Raw genomic sequence first — 22,312 nt, forward strand, 5'->3', positions numbered from 1 at the left:
TATGAGAAAAGTAATTGCATATTTTATAAAATATCCAGTGGCGGTAAATATCATTATTATTGCTTTTGTCGTATTAGGAACTTTTGGTTTTTCTTCTTTAAAATCATCTTTTTTTCCGTTAACGGATGCTAAATTCATCAATATAAGTGTAGCCTATCCAGGAGCTTCTCCTCAAGAGATGGAAGAAGGAGTAGTGTTAAAAATTGAAGATAATTTAAAAGGATTGGTAGGTGTAGATCGAGTAACATCTACATCATCAGAAAACTCAGCAAGTATTTCAGTAGAAATATTAAAAGGTTATGACATTAATGTTGTTTTAGCAGATGTTAAAAATGCGGTAGACAAAGTGCCTAATTTTCCGTCGGGAATGGAGCCAGCTGTGGTTGCTAAAATTGAAAACATTGCAGAAACAATTAGTTTTGTGGTAACAGGAGAAAAGATTCCGTTAAAATCTTTAAAAAATATTGCAAGAGATATAGAAAATGATATTCGTAGAATAGACGGAATTTCACAGATTACTGTTTCTGGTTATCCAGCTGAAGAAATTGAAATAGCCGTTAAAGAAAATGATTTAGTAGCCTACGATTTAACATTTAATGATGTTGCAAGAGCAGTATCTACTGCAAATATATTAACCTCAGGAGGATCTGTGAAAACCGATGCAGAAGAGTATCTAATCCGTGCAAATAATCGTTCTTATTATGGTGATGAGCTAGACAATTTGGTAGTAAAAGCAAATGCTACTGGAACCATAATCAGGTTAAAAGATGTTGCAACGGTAAAAGATATTTGGAATGAAACTCCAAATAGAAATTTTTATAACGGAAATTTAGCGGTCAGAATACAAGTAAGTAACACGAATAATGAGGATTTATTAACTTCTGCTAAAAAAATAAATGAATATATAGCGAAGTTTAATAACGAGCATGAAACTATAAAAATTGAAATTACAAGAGATTCATCAATCACTTTAAATCAGCGTACTGAATTATTGTTTAAAAATGCATGGCAAGGAATGTTGTTGGTAATGCTATTTTTATCATTGTTTTTACGTCCGAGGTTAGCGTTTTGGGTAGCAGCAGGACTACCTGTAGCATTTTTCGGAATGTTTATGTTAGCAGGGTATTTTAATATCACCATTAACGTATTATCATTGTTTGGTATGATTATCGTTATCGGTATTTTGGTAGATGATGGTATTGTGATTGCGGAAAATATATACCATCATTATGAAATGGGGAAAAACCCGATTAGAGCTGCTATTGATGGAACCATGGAAGTTGTTCCGCCAATTATATCGGCAATTACCACTACAGTTTTAGCCTTTTCAGTTTTCTTTTTCCTAGAAGGAAATATAGGAGAATTTTTTGGCGAAGTTGCTACCGTTGTAGCGCTTACCTTAATTCTTTCATTAGTAGAAGCCTTAATTATTTTACCAGCACACGTTGCCCATTCAAAAGCATTAGATAGAAATCAGAAATTATATGCATTTAATAAGTATGCTGAAAATTTTATGGATTTTATGCGTGATAAATTATACGCGCCAGCATTGCGATTTGTTTTAGATAATAAGTTCTTCGGATTGGTAATTCCGGTTGCTTTATTTGTAATTACGATCGGCGCATTTCAAGGAGGAATTATAAAAGGAACTTTTTTTCCGTCGATAGCGAGTGATCGAGTATCGGTAAATTTAACCATGCCGCAAGGAACTAACGAAAAAATTACGGATAGTATTATTTCTGTAATTGAAGCAAAAACGTGGGAGGTTGAAAAAGAATTTACAGAAAAATATGCAATTACTGATGAACCAGTAGTTGAAAATGTTTTAAAACAGATAGGGCCAGGTTCTGCAAAAGCATCTTTGCGAATAAATTTATTACCAGGCGAAACAAGAACTTTTGGTTCGAGAGAAATTACCAACGAAATTCGTAAAAGAGTTGGAAATATATATGGTGTAGAATCGTTAACTTTTGGTTCGGGAGGTAATTTTGGAGGAAGTCCGGTTTCAGTATCATTATTAAGTAATAACATCGCTGAGTTAAAGGCGGCTAAAACCGAATTAAAATCAGAATTAAATAACAATCAAAATTTAAAAGATGTAACTGATAATGATCCGCAGGGAATCAAAGAAATTAATATACAGTTAAAAGACAATGCGTATTTATTAGGCTTGAATTTAAACGAGGTAATGTCGCAAATTAGAAGTGGGTTTTTTGGTAGACAAGCGCAACGTTTTCAACGAGGACAAGACGAAATAAAAGTTTGGGTTCGTTATGATAAAAATGAACGCTCGTCGATTAAAAATTTAGATGATATGCGAATTGCTACACCTACAGGTAGTAGAGTTCCGTTATCAGAAATAGCAACTTATAAAATTGAGCGAGGAGAAATATCTATAAATCACATAGCAGGGCAACGAGAAATAAAAATTGATGCTGATATGAAAGATGCTCAAGGAAGTGCTACAGATGTTTTAGATGATATTAAGGCCAGAATAATGCCTGAAATTAAAGCAAAATATCCATCGGTAACAGCTTTGTATGAAGGGCAGAATAGAGAAGCATCAAAAGTTTCAAGTTCGGCAGCATTGGTGGGTCCTGTAATTTTATTGCTAATTTATATTGTAATCGTATTTACATTTAGATCGTACGGACAGCCATTTATGTTGTTAATTATGGTACCTTTTAGTTTAATAGGTGTTGCCTGGGGGCATTGGTTTCATGGTTTTGCAGTAAATATTTTATCACTTCTAGGAATCATTGCTTTAGTAGGTATTATGGTAAATGATGGCTTGGTATTGATCAGTAAGTTTAACAGCTATTTAAAAGAAGGAATGAGTTTTGATGAAGCAATATTTGCTGCAGGAAAATCTAGATTTAGAGCTATTTTCTTAACAACAATTACTACAGTTGCAGGTTTGGCTCCATTAATTTTAGAAACAAGTCGTCAGGCACAATTTTTAATTCCGATGGCAATCTCTATAGCATACGGAATTATGATTGCTACTTTTTTAACCTTATTAACTTTACCTGTTTTATTATCAATCGCTAATTACTCTAAAGTATATACAATGTGGTTGTGGGAAGGCAAAAAACCAAAGAGAGAATCGGTAGAAAGAGCTATTAAAGAATTGGAATCAGAAAATGCTGAAGAAGCATAGTAAAAGAGAATAAAGATGAAAACAACCTATTTAATTATTGGATTTCTGTTTGTAAATGTTTCTTTTTACGGACAAGAAATACTAACGAAGGAAAAAGCGGTAGAAGTTACGCTTGAAAATAACTACGATATACGGGTTACTAAAAACAACTTAGCAACAGCTAAAAATAATAAGAGTATTTATAATAGCGGTTATTTACCAACGGTAGTTGGAAATGCAGGAGCTACCTATAGTAGTAATGATACTGATAATGAGTTTCAGGATGGTACTGTAAATTCAGTTACTGGCGCAGAATCTAAAGCATACAATGCATCCGTGGGATTGAATTATACTATTTTTAATGGATTTAATAGGCAAAACACGTTTAAACGCTTGAAAGAGTCGTATAATTTAACAGAATTACAAGCACGTCAGGTTATTGAAAATACGTTAACGACACTTTTTTTAGCATATTACGAAGTAGGGCGCTTAACAGAAAACGAAACTACACAGAAAGAAACATTAGGTATTTCTAAAAAGCGTTTACAAAGAGCAGTGTATAGTTTTGATTACGGGCAAAACACAAAATTAGATGTTTTAAATGCTGAGGTTGATGTTAATAATGATAGTATTACATATTTAGGTGTAAAAAGACAATTAGCCAACGCTAAAAGAGATTTAAATGTAGTATTGGGTAGAAATGTAAATACCCCAGTAGTTGTAAACACCAATGTAACTTACGCTATTGATTTGAATTTGATGGATGTGTTAGCTAAATCGAAAGTAAACAATGCAAGTTTATTACAAGCAAAAAAAGATATTGAACTCCGACAATTAGATATTAAAATTAATAAATCAGGTTGGATGCCAAATGTAGGTTTAACAAGCTCGTATGCTTGGAATAAAAGTAATAATGATGCTACCAATGCTTTTAGCCCAATTTCTAACACACGAAAAGGTTTGAATGCTGGTGTAAATTTATCCTGGAATCTTTTTGATGGTGGAAGTACTAAAACGAATGTAACCAACGCTAAAATAGCCTTAGCAACACAAGAAATTCAAAAAGAACAACAAGTAGAATTGTTAGAAAGAAATGTAAATAACGCTTGGGAAACCTATCAAAATGCTTTGTTTTCATTACAAGTTCAAGAAAAGAATGTAATAACGAATAAGCTTAATTTTGATAGAACAGATGAGCGTTATAAGCTAGGGCAAGTTACTTCTATAGATTTTCGTCAGGCACAAGTAAATTTAATTAATGCAGAGTTAAGTGTAAGTAACGCGAAGTACACTGCGAAAAATGCTGAATTGCAATTACTACAATTAGCAGGAACGTTATTAGATAATAAGAATTTCTAGAAATAGAATTTTAATATAAAGATAAAAAAATCCGAAGTTAGCTAACTTTGGATTTTTTTTATTCAAAAATAGCAACAGCTCTTACGGGAGAGCCTGTGCCACCTCTTATTTTTAAAGGAAGTCCGATAAAGCGAAATCGACCTCTACCTATCAATTTATGTAAATTAATCATATTTTCATAATGCGTGAATTTTAATTCCCCACAAATATGGTGCACTTCTTTATTAGAAATTTTTGGAACGCCTGGCGACATGGTTTCAACTCCAAAAGCAGCTATTTTTTGTTCTCCTAACCAACGAGCGCATTCTGCTGTAATTCCAGGGCCTTTGTCCCAGTTATCAGTGTTAAAGTGTTTGCGATAATGATCGGTATATAAAAGAATTGTATCTCCTTTTTTTATTGTTAAATTACTTTTAGATAAAGTTGTTTTAACCTCTTCAGAGGTGATTAACTCTTGTAGTTTTTTATGAGAAAAATCTAAGCAAATACCTTTTGTGTAAAACATAGAAAGCGGCATGGTATCTATAGATTCACTTTTATATTCAGCAGCCATATGATTTAAAGCATCAACATGGGTACCAGTATGTTCTCCCATTTCTAGCTTATAAACAGCGGGAGTTTTGGTTGTTGGGTTTTTAATGTTATCCCACTCTTCATGTGTATTATGAACAGATATTTTTACTTGAGGAAGACTTTTATAAACAGGCATTCCTTCAAAAATCTCTTGACTTAAATCTATAATCTCAGGCATAAACTATAGTTGAATTTTTACATTATAGTTTTCTAAATAGTTAATGTAATTATGAGGAACAAAGTCTTCGCTATCAAATTCGTCTTGACGTTTGTTTTTCATTTCAATACGTTTTATGGCCTTTAAAAACCGACTAACTTCAATATCATTTTTTACAATTAAGCCAGGAACTTCAACACTATTTCCTTCATCATCTTTTGCAACCATTGTAAAGTAAGATGAATTACAATGTTTCTTTTTCCCTGTCCTGATATTTTCTGCTTCAACACGAATACCTACCACCATAGATGTTCTTCCAACATAATTAACAGAGGCTTTCATGGTAACTAATTCACCAACTTCAATCGAACTTAAAAAATCAACAGTGTCAACCGAGGCGGTAACACAGTATTCGCCAGAATGTTTAGAGGCACATGCAAAGGCTATTTGATCTAGTAAAGATAAAATATAACCTCCATGAATTTTACCGCTAAAATTAGCATGTGAAGGTAGCATTAACTCTGAAATTGTAATATAAGTTTCTTCTACGTATTTATGTTTTTTATTACTCATCTGCTGGTTTTAAACCCCTAAAATGTGGTGAAACTTCTTCCTCTACTTTGGTTATAAAATATTTAGTATCTCCCAACCAAAAATAAGTATCGTAACGCTCTTTATAAGTAACTTTTACATAACGACCTTGAAACTTTTGCAAATCGTCAATTACTTTTTTTGCTTGATCTTCAACAGAAAAAGAAAAAATTTGTGCGCCAGAAATACCTTGGCTAATTTCTCCTTCCCATGTTTTTATAAACATTCCTTTATTACTAATTTTTATTAATTCACCAGAACGAACACCTTCGCTATAAGGTACATAATATATAAAAGCATAATATAAACCAGCGATTAATATAATACTACTAATAATTAAAGCTAAAATCTTTTTCATTGCATAGAAGTTAAAACCTTTAGGGTTTGTTTAGAACAAAAGTAATGTTAAATTTTAGACTTAAAAAATGAAAGTAAAGTAGTAAGTTTGTGTATCTTCAAAAAAGAAATACAATGAACTATATTTTATTTGATGGTGATGTACGTAACGCATTATTACCATTTACATACACAAAGCCAGTTGCCGATATTAGAGTTGGTATTTTAACCATTAGGGAAAAATGGGAAAAACACTTAGGTTTAACAACAACTACAATAACTGAAGCGTATTTAGAAGAAAAATATCCGATGGTTGAAATGGAAGAAAACGTTTTGTTAAACGCTTCTTTTTTACCAACGAAACCATTAATTGAAATGGTGAAGAGCTTAACAAAAAATCAAGCGATTTTTAAAGGAGAAGATGTAATTGCTTTTTATACTGTTGATTCACAAGAAGAGGTAGATTTTTCATCTTATGAACAAATTGAGTTTGATGATGAAATTATTCAAATAAAAAATACTTGGGATATTTTCTCATTGAATGATAAGGCTATTAGGAACGATTTTGATTTAATTACGGATGGAAGAGATTCAGAACCAATACCAGAAACTGTTAGTTGTATAAATAGAAAAGATATTTTTATTGAAGAAGGAGCAAAGCTAACCTATGCTATTTTAAACGCTTCTACAGGGCCAATTTACATAGGTAAAGATGCAGAGGTGATGGAAGGTGTTGTTGTTAGAGGCGCGTTGGCAATGTGTGAAAACTCAGTATTAAAATTAGGAGCAAAAATATATGGGGCAACAACTTTAGGGCCACATTGTAAAGTAGGAGGCGAGGTTAATAACTCCGTTTTAATGGGATATTCTAGTAAAGGACATGATGGTTTTTTAGGGAACTCTGTACTAGGAGAGTGGTGTAATTTAGGAGCTGACACAAATAATTCGAATTTAAAAAATAACTACGCAGAAGTAAAATTATGGAGTTATGAAACAGGGCGTTTTGCAAAAACGGGCTTACAGTTTTGTGGTTTAATGATGGGAGATCATTCTAAGTGCGGCATAAACACTATGTTTAATACAGGAACAGTAATAGGAGTTTCTGTAAATATATTCGGAAGCGGTTTTCCAAGAAATTTTGTCCCCTCTTTTAGTTGGGGAGGAGCATCAGGCTTTACAGAATATAAAACATCAAAAGTTTTTGAAGTTGCAGAAGTTGTAATGAAAAGACGAAATATAGCGTTTGATGAAAAAGAGAAAAAAATTCTTGAATACGTGTTTGAAGAAACAAAAAAGAATAGAAATTATTAGAAAAAAGCCTCACAATATTGTGAGGCTTTTTTTAGAAACTAACTCTAAAAACTAAATTAGGTGTTATACCTAAAGATAGTCTATCTATAGTCTCTAGTTTATAGGTGATTTCATTATCAGCATTAATAATTGGCATAGCAGTATAGGACCTATTAATAATGTTTTTTTTATTATATATATTTAAAATAGAGCAGCCAAGCTTACCTCTCCATTTTTCTGAAAATTTAAATGAGTAAATAATTGATCCATTTAAACGATGGTATTTAGGTAAACGTTTAGAATTTATATTATCGGTGTCTAAAACAATACTAGGAGCGCCAGTATTTTCATCAACAATAAATGCATTAATAGGGGTGTATGCGTTACCAGTTCTTTTACTCCAGCCAAGTGAAAATTCATAGTTTTTAAGCTTAAAGGCATGAGACCATGAAAAATAGTTTGTAATATCATGGTTAGAGGGGAAGAATTTATTTTCTAAATCTAAAAATTTAAATTGATTTTTAGTGTATGAATAATTAATCCATGTTCTGTAATTATTAAATTTTTTATTAATAAGTAAATCTACTCCAAATATTTTACCTGTTCCATTAGAAAAATCAGTTGTTTGGTCATTGTAACCTCTCGTTTGTGAGGTCATCCCATCTACGTTTTTTAAATAGGTTTCAACATCAACTTTCCATTTGTTTTTACTGAAAATTAAACCAGATGAAATCTGAAAACTTTTTTGAAGAGGTATATTATCAGTATTTACTTGTGCCCAAATTTGATTTTCTAAATCAAACCCTAAGCTAGAAGTTTGAAATTCTACAATTTGCCCTAATGCTTGATGTTTTTGTTCTAAAGAAGCTTTAAATCTAAGGTCGTAGGTAATGTTTTTTTCAAGGTATAGCCGGGGTTCAATTACCGATCTATTAATTTTGTCAAAATAATTAAGTCTTAGTCCCGCATTTATTATCCAATTATTGTTGTCGTAAATACATTCAGCGAAAAAAGAACGAGTGTTATTGGTTCCTTTATCTTGCAGAATTGAGTTTATTTTTTTGTTATTATAATTGCCTTCTTCTTCGTATTTTAATGTGTATTTAGTTTCATTTGATAGAAAATCATACCCCACTAAAAAATTAGTTCGATTATTTGCTTTATAATTTAGGCTATAAGAAAAACCTAAGTCTTTAACGGTGTTTTTTTTAATAGACTTTCGAACTAAATAACCGTTTATATAATTGTAATTCCCCTCATAGTTAAGGTTGAAATTTGAAAAATAAACTTTTAGGTTCTGTTTTAATTTGGGGGTTAATTTCTTGTTCCATAAAAAACTCAAACCATTATTCTTAATATCTAAGTTATCTACATAAAGGTCTTTATAGATAGGTATTTTAAAGCTATTAGATAACTCATTCTTAGTATACAAAAAGCTTAAAGATAAAGTTTCATTTACTGATGGCTTTAGTATTATTTTAGCTGAATAGTCGGCAAAATAAAAATGATTGTCTCTAACAAAAGAAATGTTATCTGTTATGATGTTTCTTTCTTGATTAGCATCAAATGTTTGAAATACTTTATCTGATAATTTACTAAACGTAAAGGAATTAATGGCGTCAGTAAAAGAACGTCTAAAAGAAGTTGTAATAGCTATTTTTTTAGATATTGGAACTCTAAGGTATGCATCAGCATGTGTCATATTAAAACCAAAACCTCCCGTTATTTTTTCAGGAATATTATCTTCAGTTTTAATATCTATTACTCCTGATATTTTATTTCCATATCTAGCTTGTGTACCACTTTTTGAAAGGGTTATTTTTTTTGTTATATAGGGGTTAAAAGCTGAAAGGGTTCCGAAAAAATGACCAGAATAATACATTTTTATTCCGTCCCATAAAATTAAATTTTGATCAGGAGTTCCACCTCTTATGTAAATTCCAGATGCTGTTTCATCAGGGCTTTGCACACCTGGTATAATTTTTAGACTTTCTAATACGTCGGGTTCTGTTAGTCCAGGAAGTATCCCTAGTTTTTTAGGCGAAACAGCTATAGACCCGTTTTTGTTTTTGTTAATACCAGAGGTGACATAGTTTATTACAGATACCTCTTTTAACACATTAAAGTTGTTGTTTAATTTTTTAACTGTAATAAAATAATATCGTTTATTAATTCTATTAAATTCTAGAATAGTTTGGGATTCTATTTCATCAACAAATTCTTCAATTGTACATGCTTTTTTTATAAATGAAAAGACAAGTTTTTTTGTTATTTTAGAATCAAAAGAGAATTTTATTTTATAATTAGCTTCTGTTTTTTTTAAAACGTCTAACATAGGCGTGTTAAAAAAAGCAATGTCTATTTTTTCTTGAGAAAAAACAGACATTGTTAAGCATATATAAAGAATACTTAATTTTTTATTCATTCATTAGAGGTTAATACAACCGAACTATTTTTTGCTAATTTAAATGAAATTTTCATAGGAGCAAAAACAGTTTTTAAGGCGATATTAACATCATTATTTGTAAAAGCACCGGTAAAGCGTCTATTTACATCTATTTTATCAGTATTAAATTTTAAATTGTATTGCTTTTCTAGTGTTAAAATAACTTTACTTAAAGGGGTGTTGTTAAAGTTGCTCTCTCCGTTTAGCCAAGATGGTTTCTCTATAGAAAAATTCCAATTTTCATTTTTGTTATTGTAAACTCTAAATGCTTTTCCTTTAGTTAAAATAGCTTGATCATTATTTTTTGAAACAGCTTTTACTTTACCTTCAAAGCACAAAATTTCAAAGAAGTTATTAGAAGTGTTTACGGCAAATTTAGTACCTAAAACAACCACTTTTCCTTGTTCTGTATTAACGGTAAAAGATTTTCCTTTTTCAACTTCAAAGTACGCTTCACCTGTTAAATTCAGGTTTCTTTTTTCATTCCAAATCTTTTTATCGAAAGAGATACTAGAACCAGGTGAAAGATAAGCAGTAGAATTGTCAGGTAATTTAACAACTATTTGTTCACCGTAAGCAGATGAAAAATTACTAGTATTATCTCTGTTGATGTAAAATACAGTTAATAATATAATAATTGAAGCAGCGGCGCTATACATCCAAGAAGGCGAAAGTTTAAAAACCTTTGTAGGTTTCTTTTTCGAGCTCTTTTCTTTTTTTATTTTGTTTAAAGCGTCTTCTTTATTATAATTAGGAGCTTTCAGTAATAGAGAAGCATCATTAATTTTTTTATATTGATAATATTCTTCAGAATCTTTAAACTTCTTTAATTCATCTGATGATAAGTCATTAGCAATCCACCTCCCTAAAAATGTTTCATTGTTATGTTCTTGTTTCATTTTTTTGTTATTCTTGCTATTTATATTAAGAACAATTAATTTACTAATTACCCTACTTTTTATTAAATTTTACCAATTTTTTCTTTGATAATTAATAAAGCTTTACTCATTCTTTTTTCTACTGCTTTTACAGAAACGCCTACAATTTCTGAGATTTCAGCGTATTTTTTCTTGTCGATTCTGCTTAAAAGAAAAACTTCTCGTTGTTTTTCAGGTAAATCGGCGATTACTTTTTTTAGTTTTTGATAAAACTCTTCCTCCTCTAAAATAAATTGCGGAGTTTCGTTAGTGCTATCCAAAGAAACATTTCTTCTTTGATGCTCTAAAACAACTTTTTTATGGGCTACTTCATTAAAAAAACGATTGTTTGCAACAGTATATAAAAACGATTTTGCTTTTTCAAAGATTATTTTAGAGCAGTTGTCCCAAAGTTTTATGTAAGATTCTTGAACAATATCTTCTGCTTGCTGAGTATTACCACACTTATAATAAATGTAGTTTCTTAGGGTTTGAGAGTGTTTGTTAAAAATTTCTTCGAAATTTTTTTGTTCACAAACAGATTTTAAAAGTTCTTTACTCATTTTTTTTCTTATAATACAAATAAAATTAGCATGTAATATTAGTATTTTTTATAAATAGGCAATTTCATATGCGCGGTTTCATAATGAGGTGTTTTTTTATACACATAGTATAATTGCGCATAGGTGTTTTTTGCAAAAATAGTGTCCTTATTTACTTTATCCATCAACGCTTTTTTTACTAACGGATTTTCTTTTAAAAATTTTGTAGCAACATCTTCAAAAACATAAGCAGAAAAACCTTCTTTTTGTTGCAGAATTGTATCAAAGAAATTCCAATTAAAAAAAGAGTCAGTAGCCTCGGCTTCTAAGGTTTCAATAACATATCTAACACCTTCTTGCTGCGTAGAAATATAAATGTCACCTTTTTTAACTTGAACAGTTTTTGTTTCTGTTACTACAGAAGTATTATAGTGCAAATAATGCCCTTCGTAGGCTGTTTTTCGAGTTTCAAAATCTTTTATATGTTGGGTTTCTAAAGTTATAAGTGTATCTTTTTTAAAATGCGTAAAAGCTATTTTGTTTTGTTGTAGTCTTTTAATAATTTTATGCCAACCTTGTTGTACTATATATGCTTTAGGTATTGTTATTTCTTTTGTGTTTTTGAAGTTGTTGTAATAGGTTACTTTTTTAGTATACGGTTTAGTTTTGTTGTAAAACAATCTTTTTCCGTTGGTTACTTCACTATCAATATAAGATCCTTCATAGCCTTTAAAATATAAATAACTAGGGTTGTTTTTATCGACCTGAAAAGTAATAGGATATGTTTTTTTACTTAAAATATCTTCAAGATTTTTTTTACGTAAATCTTTAATTTTAGTGATGTTTTTCTCCGTAAAATCTAATGTAGAAAGTAACAATTCATAGGTTAGCTCTACACGAATTTTATATGGTTTTAACATGTGTGTTTCTACCATTAATCCTAAGGTGTTAAATAAGGTTGTATATCCGGTAGAGTATCTTGGCGAATCGTAAAACTGCGACCATCCTTTTTCGGGAGTATTTCCCCACACATTTACATAAGGAGTAATCGGAATTTGTTTTTCTTTTAAAGATTTTTCAATAAACGGTCGCATTTCAGTTTCTAAAAAAGCCCCAAGTTTACCACCTAATTTATTGTGCTGTGTGAATAAATGTGTGATAGCATATTGATAATCGGCACCGTTACTTACATGATTATCTATAAAAATATCGGGATTTATTAAATGAAATATTTCTGCAAAAGTCGCTGCATTTTTAGTGTCTTGTTTTATAAAATCACGATTTAAATCATAATTACGTGCATTTCCTCTAAATCCGTATTCTTTCGGTCCGTTTTGGTTGGCTCTAGTATGTGAGTTTCTATTTAAAGCGCCTCCGATATTATATACAGGAATCACAGAAATTAAAGAATTTTTGTAAATCTTTTTTAAAGAATCACTCTGAACAATATCTCTTAGAAGCAACATAGAAGCATCTATTCCGTCCGATTCTCCGGGATGAATTCCGTTATTAATAAGTATTTTGCTTTTAGAAGAGTCCTTAATATTTTTTAATGCTGTTTTTCCGTCTGAATTAAAAACTATTAAATGTAACGGTTCTCCAGAATCTGTTTTACCTATTTCAAATAAAGATATTTCAGCATATGTTTCCGCTAAAGCTTCGTAAAAAGAAATAACATCTTTATATTCTGGCGTTTCTGTTCCGTTTGATTTTTCGAAAAGTGTGGTAAAATCATCCGTATTGATGCGCTCTTTTTTACATCCGAAGAAAGCAATTACAAAAAGTAGAACAAGTAGTTTTTTCATCAAAAATTAAAGTTTTACAGCATCAGGAACTAAGCCGGTATAATCACCATCGTTTCTAATAACATCACGTACAATTGAGGATGATATATAACTTTTACCAGAAGATGTTAGTAAAAAAACGGTTTCTATTTCAGAAAGTTTACGATTGGTATGAGCGATGGCTTTTTCAAATTCAAAATCACCAGGGTTTCTTAGGCCTCTTAAAATAAATTCAGCATTTTGTTCCTTGCAAAAATTCACTGTTAATCCGCTATATGTAACTACTTTAATTTTAGGTTGATGTTTAAAAGATTCTTCAATAAAACGTTTACGTTCCTCTAAAGAAAACATGTATTTTTTATCAGCATTTATACCAATTGCAATAACCAACTCATCAAACAAGGTAACGCCTCGTTCAATAATATCTACATGTCCTAAAGTAATGGGATCGAAAGACCCTGGGAAAACTGCTTTTTTCATAAGTTATATATTTAAAAGATATTCTTTCGTTATTAACCGAAAAAACAACCATTTTTATCTTTTTTAATCACCTGAATGATTTCATCTAAATGTGTTGATTTAGGGAAAGGTTTATACAATTCCCATTTCTCGTTTGCTCGCATCCAATATAGATTCCATTCTGATTTCGATTTATAAAATCTAATTTTAGCGAATTCAATATGATTTTTTTGCGCTGAGTTTATCCAATCCGGTCTAATTTTATAAAAAATGGCTGTGTTTTTATCAAAAGAGTATCCAAAATCTAATTGTTTTCTAATTTCAATATCTGCAGGTCGTAATGATTCTGCAAATTTTTTAATTGTTACTTCATTAATATTTATAGTAATACTTTTCATTTTAATTTAATGCTGTTTCTATAGCGTTGCCAAATAGTGCTGTTAAAGAGATGCCTGCACAGCTTGCTTGTTGTGGTAAAATACTTGCTTCTGTTAATCCCGGTACGGTATTTATTTCTAAGAAATGAGGTTCATTATTTATAAAAATATACTCGGCGCGCGTAAAACCTTTCATATTTAAAACTTCATAGACGCGTTTTGCTACTTCGGTAACGTTTTTTTCTTGTAATTTAGAAATACGAGCGGGTGTAATTTCTTGTGATTTCCCTTCGTATTTAGCTTCATAGTCAAAGAAATCATTTTCTGAAACAATTTCTGTGATTGGTAAAACGGTTGTTTTTTCTTGGTACTCAATTACTCCCACAGAAACTTCGGTTCCGTTTAAAAAACTTTCTATTAATATTTCAGAATCTTCTTTGTAAGCAACTTCTAATGCCGGAATTAATTCAGCCTTTGTGTGAACTTTAGAAATACCATAGCTAGAGCCTGCATTGTTTGGTTTTACAAAACAAGGTAAACCAACATGGGCAATAATTTCATCAACATTTATGTGGTCTCCTTTGTTTAGATATACGGAAATTGCAGTAGCAACACCATATTTTTTAACGACACTTAAAGTATCTCGTTTGTTAAATGTTAATGCCATTTGATAAAAAGGAGCAGAGGTGTGTTTTAATCCGATTAAATCGAAATAAGCTAGTATGAGTCCGTTTTCACCAGGCATACCATGAATTGCGTTGAAAACACAGTCAAAAACTATTTTACGACCATTTACATCCGCAGAAAAATCATGTTTATTTATAGGGTATTCATTGTTTTCTTCATCAACCAAAACCCATTTATTTTTTAAAATATGAATTTTGTGAGCAGTATATTTTTCTTTATCAAGATGCTTGTAAACAACCGAACCACTTTTTAAAGATATTTCTACTTCAGAAGAATATCCTCCCATAATAATAGCTATGTTTTTTTTCACTTTAATGCTTTTGAGTTGTTTTATAATGTAAAATTGTTTGCCTAAGTTTATACAAACTTACCAAAAAAACTCGTTTAAGAGTTAATGAATTAAAAATAGTAATATTTTTACTGTAAATTTGCGCCACCTTACAAAAAAATAATATGAGTAATTTTTCAGAAAAACTTAAAAATTTATTTCTTTTTTTAAAGAGTAAAACCTTTTTTATTCAAATAGGAATAGCGATTGCTTCGTTATTAATAGTTGTTTTTGTGTTGCAATGGTGGCTTGGAACCACAACGAACCACAATCAAAAAATACAAGTACCTAATTTGCATAAAATGTCATTATTAGAGGTTGAAAAAAAATTAGAAACACTTAATTTAAGCTTTGTTATAATTGATAGTGCTACTTACAATCCTTTGTATCCAAAAAAATCGGTTATAGAACAAGATCCTGAAGTAGGAGATTTTGTAAAAGAAAATCGTAAGATATACTTAACTTTAAATCCCTCTAAATATAGAGACATTGTAATTCCTGATTTAAATGGACGAACAAAAAGACAAGCAACCACTCATTTACAATCTCAAGGTTTTATAGTAGGTAAAGAGATTACTTTTGTAAGGGATATAGGAAAGGATGTTGTTAGAGGATTAAAATACAAAGGAGAAAGAATTACACCAGGAACAAAATTACCAAAGAAAACAACTATCAACCTTATTTTAGGTGATGGTAATAGGTAACTAATTATATAATTGATTAATGCAGGAAGACGCAAATTTAGCAATAGAAAACGACGATTTATACGAACACCATAGGTTTGTAGCAACTGAAGGGCAAGAACCTTTAAGGGTAGATAAATTTTTAATGAACTTTATTGAAGGTTCAACTCGAAATAAGATTCAGCAAGCGGCAAAAGCAGGAAATGTTTTGGTTAATGACGAGGTTGTTAAACCCAACCATAAAGTAAAGCCAAAAGATGTAGTGCGCGTAGTTTTAGCGTATCCGCCAGCTGAAAATTTATTGGTAGCAGAAGATATTCCTATCGATATTGTTTATGAAGATGATGCTGTAATGGTGGTTAATAAACCAGCAGGAATGGTGGTGCACCCAGGGCACGGTAATTACTCAGGTACTTTGGTAAACGGATTAATTCACCATATAGAAAATTTACCAACAAATTCTAATGAACGCCCAGGTTTAGTTCATAGAATTGACAAAGATACAAGCGGACTTTTAGTAGTTGCAAAAACAGAGTTTGCAATGGCGCATTTATCTAAGCAGTTTTTTGATAGAACTACCGAGCGTTTGTATTATGCACTAGTTTGGGGAGATATAAAAGAAGACGAAGGAACTATTGAGGGTAATATAGGACGTAGTTTTAATAATCGTTTGCAAATGGCTGTTTTTCCTGATGGAGATTATGGTAAGCATGCTGTTACGCATTACAAAGTTTTAGAACGTCTTACCTATGTTACTTTAGTGCAGTGTAAATTAGAAACTGGTAGAACACACCAAATAAGAGCACATTTTAAATATATAGGTCATACGCTTTTTAACGATGAGCGTTATGGAGGTGATGATATTTTAAAAGGAACAACGTTTACAAAGTACAAACAATTCGTGCATAACTGTTTTAAAGTATTGCCAAGACAAGCTTTACATGCAAAAACATTAGGTTTTACACATCCTACAACGGGTGAGTTTATGCAATTTAATACAGAAATACCTGCAGATATTGAAGCGTGTTTAACTAAGTGGAGAACCTATTCAGAGAATTCAAAACACGAAGAATAAAATATAAAACATATTATAAAACAAAAAAACCAGCCTTATAAAGCTGGTTTTTTTTGTTTTCGGTTTAAGAAAATTATTTTTTTAAATAAGGAGTAATTTTATTAATTAAATCTTCAGGTGATTTTACATAAGCAAAGAAATTAGCAATTTATTTTTCGTTGCGTATTAAAATAAAGCGGGGAACCATTTTTGTTTTAAATCGTTTTTTAGCTTTGTTAAAATAGGCTAATGCTTCTTTTTTACTTTCATCTAAATCGTTGTAAACTTTTACCATTACAAATTTTTTAGAAAAATCCTGAAATTTTTTAGTATCATAGGCATATTTTTGAACAGTTCTGCAAGGCACACATTTCTTCTCGCCTAAGTATATAAAAACATCTTTGTTGTTTTCTTTACCGTAAGCAATGGCGCTGTCAATATCTGTACGCCAATTAATACCTTGAGAAAAAGTTTGAAGGCAGCTAAAAAAAGTAATGGTTAAAATATTTTTTTTCATTTTCATAGATTTTATTTTCTATAAAAACAGGTAAATTATTATAATCGCATGTTAACTAAGCTCATAATACGATCAAATTGTTCTTCTAAGCCCATATCTGAGTTGTCAAATTTTATAGCATTATCGGCACGAACAAGAGGTGAATCTTCTCTAGTAGAATCTATTCTATCGCGTTCTTGAACATTATGCAATATTTCAGCATAATTAACCTTGTCACCGCGATCTAGTAATTCTTTATAACGACGTGTAGCACGTTTGTCTGCAGAGGCAGTCATAAATAATTTTAATTCAGCATCCTTAAAAACAACCGTGCCAATATCTCGACCATCCATAACAATACCTTTGTTTTTACCCATTTCTTGTTGTTCGCTCACTAATTTTTTACGAACTTCAGAAATGGTAGCTACTTTACTTACCAAACGAGAAACCTCAATAGTTCTAATAGTCGCTTCAACGTTAATGTTATTCAAATACATTTCAGCAAAACCTAGCTTTTCGTTAAATATAAAGGAGAGCGAAATTTTTTGCAAATCTGCAATTAATTTATTCGGATTAAAATGTGAATCTGAAATGTAATTTTGTTGCATTGCGTATAGCGTAACAGCCCTGTACATAGCACCAGTGTCAACATATATATAACCTAGTTTTTTCGCAAGTTGTTTTGCAATAGTACTTTTTCCTGTAGAAGAAAACCCGTCGATGGCAATGGTGATTTTTTTTGTCATAAGAGATGATAATAAAGAACAAATATACGCTAGAAATACATTTTTTTACTCAATAAATATTAAATTTAAAATAAGTATAGAGTAGAGTTAGCTAGTGTTTTAACCTGGTTTTGTCTCTTTAGTTGTGAGTGTGCATTAGTTTTTATATATTACAATATTAATATTGCGATGTGTTAAGGTGTTTTTAAAAAAAAAAATGTATTTTTATCGTCCTTTAATTCCCCTTTGTAAATGAATAAAATAACTAGAAGCATACAAATACTTTTAGGTATACTACTTCTTTGTGTTCACAGTAATACAACGCTTGCACAAACTTTAGAAAGCCCGGTTATTGCGGGTGGTGGCTCTGCATGTGATACTTCAGGAGCAACAGATTTTTCAGTTGACTTTTCTTTTAGTGGTAGTGTTTTTAATGATGATAATGTTTTTTTTGTTGAATTATCTGATGTAAACGGAGAATTTACTGTCGCTTCAGAAGTGATAGAGCTAAGGAGGCTTGAAAGTACAGCTGCGAATAATTACAATCAAGCATTTAATATAAGTACTACAATACAATTGCCAGATGGGACTTTTGGTAAAAATTATAAAATAAGAATTCGTACAACTTCACCAGAAATGACTTCAGAGTCGATTTTTTTTGAAGCCTATCACGATATCGTAAGTGATTCTGAAATCGGAATTAATGATGATAATGATTTCGCATTATGTAACGGCGAGAGTAAGGAAGTTTTTCTAACAACAACTGTTGTTGGAGAATATCAGTGGTTTAGAAGAGTTGGTACAACAGATACCTTAGTAGCAACAACACAAGAGCCATCTTTTATTATTACTCAGGCTGGGACGTATTTTGTAGTAATTGACTACGGAAGTTGTGGTGGACCAAAATCAAGATTTATTAACGCTATTGGTATTAGTAATTCAGATGCACAAATAAAAGGTTCTTCTTCTGTTGAAATTTGTGGAGACGAAGCCTATACTTTTGAGGCTAATGCAAGTAATACGAGTTATACATACGAGTGGTATCAAGATGATGTTTTAAAACAAACATCTAATTCCAACACATACACAACTCCAACGGCGGGTCAGTTTGGTACCTATCACTTAATTGTAAAGCTAGAAGACTGTGAAGTAAGATCTAATGATGTTGTATTATCACAAGAAACAACACCCGATTTTAATGTAAATACCGTAGGAGCTTTAAAAACAATTATTCTTCCAGGAGAAACAAGGGAGCTTTGTATAACACACGATGCTAGTTCTGCAACAATTCAGTGGTACCAAGATGATGCTCCTCTACCTTCAAGAACGCAATTGTGTTTTAACGCTAGAGATGCAGGAACATATTTTGCGCGTGTAACTAAAAACTCAGCAACTTCATGTAACCTAGTAGTAGATTCAGATAAATATGAGTTAATATCTCTAAAATCTTTTGATGTAGCTATAAGGACTGAAACAACCTATGAAGAGTGTAATACCGTAGCAACAAATTTAAGTATAGTAGGTGTTACAGCTTTGGGGGTTGATGATGAAGAATATGAATTGTCTGCAGCTCAAATAGCACAGTTAAATTATCAATGGAAAAAAGACGGAGCAGATGTTGTAGGAGCAACCGAAACTACTTATAATGTTAGTTCTTATCAAGATAATGGAGTGTATTCGTTACAAGTTGGAGTAGGTACATTAGCAACAGATTCTAATGAGTTGCCTATTAAACTTATTGTAGAAGACCCAGAAATAATATCAACATCTTCTTCTAATTCATTATGTCCAGGAGGCGATATTATATATACAATAGATGTTTTAGTAGCAGGATATACATATGAATGGTTTAAAGATAATGATACCACTGCAATAGCAACCGATGTTCAAGATTTTGCTGTTACAGAGATTGGTGATTATACACTAAAAATAACTGGATTTGGTTGTGAAAAAACATACGCGCCTATAACAGTTGTTTTATTTGATGAATCGGTAGTGGCGGTAACACCTTCAGAAAAAGTAGTACTTATACAAGGACAAACAGTAACCGTAACAGCATCGGGAGCCGAGTCTTATGTTTGGTATGAAGGAGAGGATACTACAGGAGCTGTTTTGTCAACAAACGAAACTTTAGATGTAAATATATTAGGTTTTTATACTGTTATAGCTTCTGTAGGTACTTGTAATGTAGTACGTACGATAGAAGTTGTGGAGCAAGATGACCAGGTGATTGTACCAAATATTGTAACACCTAATCAAGACGGAATAAACGATACTTGGCAATTATCAAACAAATATGCGTTTCAACCATCAGTATTAATACAATTGTATGATTCGAGCGGAAAAGAAATTTTAAAGACGACCGATTATAAAAATGATTGGCCGCTAGAAAGTTTAGGAAATCAAAAAATCTTTTATTATAAAATTATAAAAGAAGACGTGTTAATTAAAGCAGGAACAATATCTGTATTAGATTAAAAACTTAAGATGATAAAAAAAAATACATTATGTATCGTGTTATTAGTAAGTGTGTTTTCATTACAAGCACAAGTGTCTAATGATGCACAGCAATACAATAGTTTTACTTCAAGAAATTTCATGAAGTTTAACCGTTTTTTAACAGTACCAACTTTTTCAGCTTTAAGAGAAAATAAAACAGAAATTACCGCAATTGTACGTAATAGTAATGTTGATTTTGAAGATAACCCAAGATTATATGTAGGGACTTATTCTGGTAAAATGAGGGAAAATGTTGGGGCAGGATTAGCTATTTATCAACAAGAAGTAGGTGTTTTTAAAGATTTTGGTGCTTTAATAAATTATGCTCAAAAATTACAATTAAATGAAAACCTAGATTTAACTGTAGGGTTTAATTTTTTATATAGTCGAAGAAGTGCGGATGCTGTAAAAGTAAATTCAACCGTACCAGATCCACAAGTAGCAAATTTTCAAGACATTCCTCTAGTTATGTTACAGCCAGCAGTAACTTTGTCGTTTGGGAAGTTTGATGTAGGCTTATTTTTTGAGAATTTAGTAGATTTTAATTTAAAGACTAGTGAAGTAGCTACATCTTTCGGTGATAAAACATTCTCTACACATGCAATGTATTCACATGAGTTTACCTATGCCTCAGGAATTTTTGAAGGAGCAGATTTAAGAACATTAATAATGGCAAGAAAGCCAGGTAAAGATGCATTTAGTGCGGGAGGTAATGTAATATTAGATTTACCTAAAGCAGGCTGGCTTAAAGCAGGTTATGATAAAACGTATGGTATATCTGCAGGAATAGGAGTTAATATATCTGATAAACTAGCTGTAGGTTTTAGTTATGAGAAAAGCAGTTTTGCAGCAACAAATGAAATAGGTTTGATCTATAACTTTGATAAAAAATCATATACAAGAGAAAGACCAACAAGAAGAGTAGGTAATGTAAATGTAACATTACCAGAAAGAGCTCCTAAAAAAGAATATAAAAACGGAGAACATAACAATTTATCTGACGAAAATCAAATAGCACAAGACTCAATAGACATCTTAAATAAAAAGGTTGATGAAATTTTACGCTTATTAAAAAACCAGCCACCACTTAAAAAAATAAAGGTTGGAAAACCTACAAAGGTAAATACACCTGTAGAGAATACAGTTGAAGAGAAAGATACTTCATTAAAAAGAAGATCTGATAAGCCATGGCGACAAAGTTCAATTACTCGTTCTGGTGGCGGAGGCACGATGTATTATATTGTAGCGGATAGATTTAAAAACAAAACAAACGCAAAAGATTTAATAGAAAAGTGGAAGCGATTAGAAGTAGAAGCTAAATATATTTTCGAACCGAAAGGTAAGTGGTACTACGTATATATAGATCGATTTGGAAAAGAAGAGGATGCAGAAGAAAAAATTGATGAATTTAATGATAAAACAAGAATGTTTGAAAGTGGTGATAAAAATGATAAATCATCAATTAAAATAGAAAAAGGAAGTAAAGACCCTGTTTACATAGAAAAAATTACCATTGGTGTAAGTGGTGGAAGTTATCAAGAGCTTAAAACACAACCACCAGCAAGAGTTAGAACAATGTCAGGTATGACAGGTGTTGCGCCAGGATACTATATACAAGTATATGTGAATTCTCAAAAAGCGTTAGCCGATAGAAATGTTGATGAATTAATAAATGACGACATTGAAGCAGGATATTTTGTAAATCCTAAGACTGGAAATATGCATGTATATATTGCAAAAACAGATAATAGAGAAGAAGCTATTAAGCTGTATGAGAGTAATTTAAATAACTCTTTTTACGATCGTAAAACGATAGTACGTATAAAATAATTAATTTGTAAGCCCCCAAAGCAATTAATTCCCTAGAAAA

The 22,312-nt window shown here is 31.1% G+C and carries 19 protein-coding genes; 7 read left to right on the top strand and 12 right to left on the bottom strand.

Going from position 1 to position 22,312, the window contains the following annotated elements; translation table 11 throughout:
• The first annotated feature begins 1 nt into the window (after nucleotide 1).
• Both ACQ629_RS00325 and ACQ629_RS00330 read left to right on the top strand, forming a co-directional pair.
• A complete protein-coding gene (locus tag ACQ629_RS00325) occupies nucleotides 2-3,160 on the top strand; it encodes an efflux RND transporter permease subunit (protein ID WP_483705816.1) in 3,159 nt (1,052 codons plus the stop codon).
• A gap of 15 nt (nucleotides 3,161-3,175) precedes the next feature.
• A complete protein-coding gene (locus ACQ629_RS00330; protein ID WP_483705818.1) occupies nucleotides 3,176-4,498 on the top strand; it encodes a TolC family protein in 1,323 nt (440 codons plus the stop codon).
• Between the two features lie 58 nt (nucleotides 4,499-4,556).
• Here the strand turns inward: ACQ629_RS00330 and ACQ629_RS00335 are convergent, their stop codons facing one another.
• Genes ACQ629_RS00335 through ACQ629_RS00345 form a run of 3 tightly spaced genes read right to left on the bottom strand, consistent with a single transcriptional unit; the run spans nucleotide 4,557 to nucleotide 6,177 of the window.
• Nucleotides 4,557-5,249, bottom strand: a complete 693-nt coding sequence (locus ACQ629_RS00335; RefSeq protein WP_483705820.1) for a cyclase family protein — start codon at nucleotides 5,247-5,249, stop codon at nucleotides 4,557-4,559.
• 3 nt (nucleotides 5,250-5,252) lie between these two features.
• Entirely contained in the window at nucleotides 5,253-5,801 is a 549-nt protein-coding gene (locus ACQ629_RS00340; RefSeq protein ID WP_483705822.1) for an acyl-CoA thioesterase, read from the bottom strand.
• Nucleotides 5,794-6,177 (bottom strand): 6-phosphogluconate dehydrogenase, encoded by a 384-nt coding sequence (locus tag ACQ629_RS00345; RefSeq protein WP_483705824.1) that lies wholly within the window; start codon nucleotides 6,175-6,177, stop codon nucleotides 5,794-5,796. The genes ACQ629_RS00340 and ACQ629_RS00345 overlap by 8 nt, the downstream gene beginning before the upstream one ends.
• Nucleotides 6,178-6,290: 113 nt before the next feature.
• On the opposite strand from ACQ629_RS00345, the gene ACQ629_RS00350 reads away from it, so the two are divergent.
• Nucleotides 6,291-7,466, top strand: a complete 1,176-nt coding sequence (locus tag ACQ629_RS00350; protein WP_483705826.1) for a GlmU family protein — start codon at nucleotides 6,291-6,293, stop codon at nucleotides 7,464-7,466.
• A 31-nt stretch (nucleotides 7,467-7,497) separates the two neighbouring features.
• Here ACQ629_RS00350 and ACQ629_RS00355 read toward each other — a convergent pair whose 3' ends face one another.
• The 7 genes from ACQ629_RS00355 to ACQ629_RS00385 all read right to left on the bottom strand — a co-directional run bounded on the left by ACQ629_RS00355 (nucleotide 7,498) and on the right by ACQ629_RS00385 (nucleotide 14,967).
• Nucleotides 7,498-9,870, bottom strand: coding sequence for a TonB-dependent receptor plug domain-containing protein (locus ACQ629_RS00355; protein ID WP_483705829.1), 2,373 nt, complete (start codon nucleotides 9,868-9,870; stop codon nucleotides 7,498-7,500).
• Nucleotides 9,867-10,790 (bottom strand): FecR family protein, encoded by a 924-nt coding sequence (locus ACQ629_RS00360; RefSeq protein ID WP_483705831.1) that lies wholly within the window; start codon nucleotides 10,788-10,790, stop codon nucleotides 9,867-9,869. Before ACQ629_RS00360 ends, ACQ629_RS00355 begins: the two co-directional genes overlap by 4 nt.
• 62 nt (nucleotides 10,791-10,852) lie before the next feature.
• A complete protein-coding gene (locus ACQ629_RS00365) occupies nucleotides 10,853-11,371 on the bottom strand; it encodes an RNA polymerase sigma factor (RefSeq protein ID WP_483705833.1) in 519 nt (172 codons plus the stop codon).
• 38 nt (nucleotides 11,372-11,409) lie between these two features.
• Nucleotides 11,410-13,155: a M14 family metallopeptidase gene (locus ACQ629_RS00370; protein ID WP_483705835.1), complete on the bottom strand. Its 1,746-nt coding sequence runs from the start codon at nucleotides 13,153-13,155 to the stop codon at nucleotides 11,410-11,412.
• A 6-nt stretch (nucleotides 13,156-13,161) separates the two neighbouring features.
• Complete coding sequence (coaD, locus tag ACQ629_RS00375; protein WP_483705837.1) at nucleotides 13,162-13,614, bottom strand: pantetheine-phosphate adenylyltransferase; 453 nt, start codon at nucleotides 13,612-13,614, stop codon at nucleotides 13,162-13,164.
• Between the two features lie 32 nt (nucleotides 13,615-13,646).
• Nucleotides 13,647-13,991, bottom strand: coding sequence for a DUF3024 domain-containing protein (locus ACQ629_RS00380; protein ID WP_483705839.1), 345 nt, complete (start codon nucleotides 13,989-13,991; stop codon nucleotides 13,647-13,649).
• 1 nt (nucleotide 13,992) lies between these two features.
• Complete coding sequence (locus tag ACQ629_RS00385; RefSeq protein ID WP_483705841.1) at nucleotides 13,993-14,967, bottom strand: D-alanine--D-alanine ligase; 975 nt, start codon at nucleotides 14,965-14,967, stop codon at nucleotides 13,993-13,995.
• Nucleotides 14,968-15,110: 143 nt separating this feature from the next.
• Here ACQ629_RS00385 and ACQ629_RS00390 point away from each other — a divergent pair, with 143 nt between their 5' ends.
• A complete protein-coding gene (locus ACQ629_RS00390; protein ID WP_483705843.1) occupies nucleotides 15,111-15,689 on the top strand; it encodes a PASTA domain-containing protein in 579 nt (192 codons plus the stop codon).
• A 19-nt stretch (nucleotides 15,690-15,708) separates the two neighbouring features.
• Entirely contained in the window at nucleotides 15,709-16,743 is a 1,035-nt protein-coding gene (locus tag ACQ629_RS00395; protein ID WP_483705845.1) for an RluA family pseudouridine synthase, read from the top strand.
• 148 nt (nucleotides 16,744-16,891) lie between these two features.
• Here ACQ629_RS00395 and ACQ629_RS00400 read toward each other — a convergent pair whose 3' ends face one another.
• A complete protein-coding gene (locus ACQ629_RS00400) occupies nucleotides 16,892-17,239 on the bottom strand; it encodes a thioredoxin family protein (RefSeq protein ID WP_483705847.1) in 348 nt (115 codons plus the stop codon).
• 38 nt (nucleotides 17,240-17,277) lie between these two features.
• Complete coding sequence (cmk, locus tag ACQ629_RS00405) at nucleotides 17,278-17,964, bottom strand: (d)CMP kinase (RefSeq protein WP_483705849.1); 687 nt, start codon at nucleotides 17,962-17,964, stop codon at nucleotides 17,278-17,280.
• A gap of 231 nt (nucleotides 17,965-18,195) precedes the next feature.
• Here cmk and ACQ629_RS00410 point away from each other — a divergent pair, with 231 nt between their 5' ends.
• On the top strand, nucleotides 18,196-20,421 hold the full coding sequence (locus tag ACQ629_RS00410; protein ID WP_483705851.1) for a T9SS type B sorting domain-containing protein: 2,226 nt from the start codon (nucleotides 18,196-18,198) through the stop codon (nucleotides 20,419-20,421).
• A gap of 9 nt (nucleotides 20,422-20,430) precedes the next feature.
• On the top strand, nucleotides 20,431-22,272 hold the full coding sequence (locus tag ACQ629_RS00415) for a PorP/SprF family type IX secretion system membrane protein (protein WP_483705853.1): 1,842 nt from the start codon (nucleotides 20,431-20,433) through the stop codon (nucleotides 22,270-22,272).
• Nucleotides 22,273-22,312: the final 40 nt, after the last annotated feature.

It is taken from the genome of Tenacibaculum sp. SM2510 (genome assembly GCF_057002845.1).